The sequence below is a fragment of the Frankia sp. CoWAU3 genome (assembly GCF_977971855.1).
Window position 1 is genome coordinate 15,134 of the sequence record NZ_CDWWXB010000064.1, and the last position, 542, is coordinate 15,675.

Annotated in this window: 1 protein-coding gene; it reads left to right on the top strand. The window is 67.2% G+C overall.

Features of this window, described 5'->3' with window-relative positions; genetic code table 11:
- Positions 1-52 precede the first annotated feature (52 nt).
- The coding region (locus AC08ON_RS08360; RefSeq protein ID WP_476607604.1) for an RNA-guided endonuclease InsQ/TnpB family protein at positions 53-542 on the top strand (490 nt) is incomplete at its 3' end.

A 542-nucleotide genomic window follows, 5' to 3' on the forward strand; every position in this document is an offset into this window, starting at 1 on the left:
GTGTCTGCCGGTACGGATGCTCGGATCGCTGGCCATAGACCAATGCACGAATATGATCGTGCAGCTTCGGTACAGCTTCCGTCTGTACCCGACTCCTGGTCAGGTACAGGCGCTGGCGCGGACGTTCGGGTGCGCGCGGGTGGTGTACAACGATGCGCTCCGCGCCCGGGAGACCGCCCGCGCGGCCGGGCTGCCGTTCCCGAAGACCGGCGACCTGTCCAAGCTGCTGATCACCGAGGCGAAGAAGACCCCGGAACGAGTCTGGCTCGGCGAGGTGTCAGCGGTCGTTCTGCAGCAGTCCCTACGGGACCTCGACACGGCGTACCGGAACTTCTTCGACGGGCTGAAGGGCAAGCGCCCGAGGATGGGCCCACCCCGGTACAAGTCGAAGCGGGACAGCCGCCAGTCGGTCCGGTTCACCGCGAACGCCCGCTGGGCCATCACTCGCGGCGGGAAACTACGCCTTCCGAAGATCGGCGACGTCGACGTCCGCTGGTCGCGGCGGCTGCCCTCGACACCGTTGACAGTGACGGTGATCCGGG